The sequence below is a fragment of the Bartonella sp. MM73XJBT genome, from assembly GCF_028618465.1.
GTDB lineage: Bacteria > Pseudomonadota > Alphaproteobacteria > Rhizobiales > Rhizobiaceae > Bartonella.
Genome location: NZ_JAQISY010000083.1, coordinates 1 through 2,608 on the forward strand (window position 1 = coordinate 1; position 2,608 = coordinate 2,608).

The 2,608-nt window shown below is 42.1% G+C and carries 3 protein-coding genes; all 3 read left to right on the forward strand.

Annotation, left to right across the window (positions count from 1 at the left end):
- Positions 1-212, forward strand: a 212-nt coding sequence (locus PVV69_RS09620) for a hypothetical protein (RefSeq protein ID WP_404978386.1), incomplete at its 5' end; no start/stop codon positions are given.
- A 282-nt stretch (positions 213-494) separates the two neighbouring features.
- Positions 495-830 carry a hypothetical protein gene (locus PVV69_RS09625; protein WP_273757326.1) on the forward strand — a complete coding sequence of 112 codons (336 nt, stop codon included), beginning with the start codon at positions 495-497 and terminating at the stop codon, positions 828-830.
- Between the two features lie 1,066 nt (positions 831-1,896).
- Entirely contained in the window at positions 1,897-2,232 is a 336-nt protein-coding gene (locus PVV69_RS09630; protein ID WP_273757327.1) for a hypothetical protein, read from the forward strand.
- Positions 2,233-2,608 lie beyond the last annotated feature (376 nt).

Genomic DNA, 2,608 nt, shown 5'->3' on the forward strand with positions numbered 1-2,608 from the left:
ACTGGGAGTTAATCGCGTGGAAGAAGAGCAATTTTTTTGCTGTTTTTATGTTGCTCAAAATTCTTGCTGTGTATGCTGTTGTCTTTATCCCAGTTATGTTGGGGCTCTTTATATTTTTTACCTGTCGATTGAAAAAAGTCTCTTTCTTATTCTCTCCTCAAGGGGTTGCCTCCCACAAGGTTGGACAATGGAACAGGGCAATAAAAGAATGACCCTTATGCCTTTGTGTACACGTTGTGTCAGGTGCTGGGGTGGTGCGTGTGAAAAAACACGCGTGTTTGGGGTGTGGAGCAAGGGAGCTCATCAGAGAGGTAGAGAGCTGGCAAGTATAACGGTTTGTTTTGTGTTTTTTGATGTTTTAAAACGACCCTTATGCCTTTGTGTGCACGTTATGTCAGGTGCTTGGGGTGGGGCGTGTGAAAGCTATACAAATTTTTGGAGTATGCTGGGCATTTGAAGTATCATTAAAGTTCTTATGAGACAGGGAGGAGAAAATGGAGAGGAAGAATGGGGGACTTGATAAAGACTTGCGGTCTTTTTCTTTTGAAGAGGCGTTTCTCTCGTGGAGAGATTATAAAATCATCTTCTGTATCTGTATCCTTATTGTACTGGGCAAAATGGCTCTCTTTATACCAACTCTCGCTAAGTGGGAACTCACCGTGTGGGAGGATTACAGCCTTTTTTCTGTCTTTGTCTGGTTGGAAGTCATAACGGTGTGTGTTTTTGCCTTTATACCGGTTATTTTAATACTCCATGTCATATTGGGGCATCTGTTGAAACAAAATATCCAGAAATTGCAAGAATTAACCAAGCAACAAGGCTTTTCATAAAACAGGGCAATTCATAAAGAGTGCGTGAGGGGGAAAACGCTTAGGGCAATTGCAATGTTCATATTCTATGCAGATCAGTTAGGGATACGGCTTGCTGTGTTGTTTACGACACGCAAGGGTGGCATCCTATCATTTTCTCTTCAAGTGGTTGCCTCCCACAAGGTGAGAGGACAATAAAACAGTGCAATAAAAGAATGCTGTGTCATGGGAGAAAGAGGGGTAAGCTTACAGCATAGAGGTTGGTTTTGTGTTTCTTGATGTTTTAAAGTGACCTGTGTGCTTTGTTTTCCTCTGGGTGTGACGTCATGTCAGGTGCTGGGGTGCATGCGTGTGAAAAAAACACGCGTGTTTGGGGTGTGAAGTAAGGGGGGAGATCTTAAAGTATAAAGGTATTCTTTCTGGCGGATTCTTGATATTTTAAAACGACCCTTGTGAGGTTTTACTCGTATGCATGTCTGTTTTCTCTGTTGGAGATACCATTTGCTGTGTTGTTTACGACACGCAAGGGTGGCATCCTATCATTTTCTCTTCAAGCGGTTGCCTCCCACAAGATTGGACAATAAAACAGTGCAATAAAAGAATGCTGTGTCATGGGAGAAAGAGGGGTAAGCTTACAGCATAGAAGTTGGTTTTGTGTTTCTTGATGTTTTAAAGTGACCCTTATGCTTTTGTGTGCACGTTATGTCAGGTGCTGGGGTGCATGCGTGTGAAAAAAACACGCGTGTTTGGGGTGTGAAGCAAGGGAGCTGGTTAAAGAGACAGAGTTCTCAAAATATAACGGTTTGTTTTATCTGTGTGCAAGCCATGTTAGCTACTGGGGCGGAGCGGATGAAAAACATATGCCTTGCTTGGGGGAGCAAGAGAGCTCGTCAGAGAGGTAGAGATCTCAAAAATATAATGGTTTGTTTTCTTGGTGTTTTTTGATATTTTAAAACGATCATTATGCGTTTTTTCATCTGTGTGCAAGTCGTGTCATTACTTGGGTGAGCTTGTGAAAAAAGCATGAGTGCTTGGAGTTGTGCGGGGCATTGCAAGTCTAAGCTCTCATGAGAACAGGGAGAAGCAAATGAAGGGAAAAAATTGGGAGCTTGATAAAGACTTGCGGTCTTTTCCTTTTGAAGAGGTCTTTCTCTCGTGGAGAGATTATAAAATCATCTTCTGTATTTGTGTCATCTTTGTGTTGTGTAAAGAAATTTTCTTTATACCAATCTTGCTCGAGTGGGAATTCATAGAATGGGAGAATTACAGCCTTTTTTCTGTCTTTGTCTGGTTGGAAGTCATAACGGTGTGTGTTTTTGCCTTTATACCGGTTATTTTAATACTCCATGTCATATTGGGGCATCTGTTGAAACAAAATATCCCAAAATTGCAAGAATTAACCAAGCAACAAGGCTTTTTATAAAACAGGGCAATTCATAAAAAGTGCGTGAGGGGGAAAACGCTTAGGGCAATTGCAAGTTCATATTCTATGCAGATCAGTTAGGGATACCGCTTGCTGTGTTGTTTACTATAGCGATGGTGGCATCCTACCATTTTCTCTTCAAGCGGTTGCTTACCACAAGGTGAGAGGACAATGAAACAGGGCAATAAAAGAATGCTGTGTCATGGGAGAAAGAGGGGTAAGCTTACAGCATAGAAGTTGGTTTTGTGTTTCTTGATGTTGTAAAACGACCTGTGTGCTTTGTTTTCCTCTGGGTGTGACGTCATGTCAGGTGCTGGGGTGCATGCGTGTGAAAAAGCATATGCCTTGCTTGGGGTGTGAAGTAAGGGGGGAGATC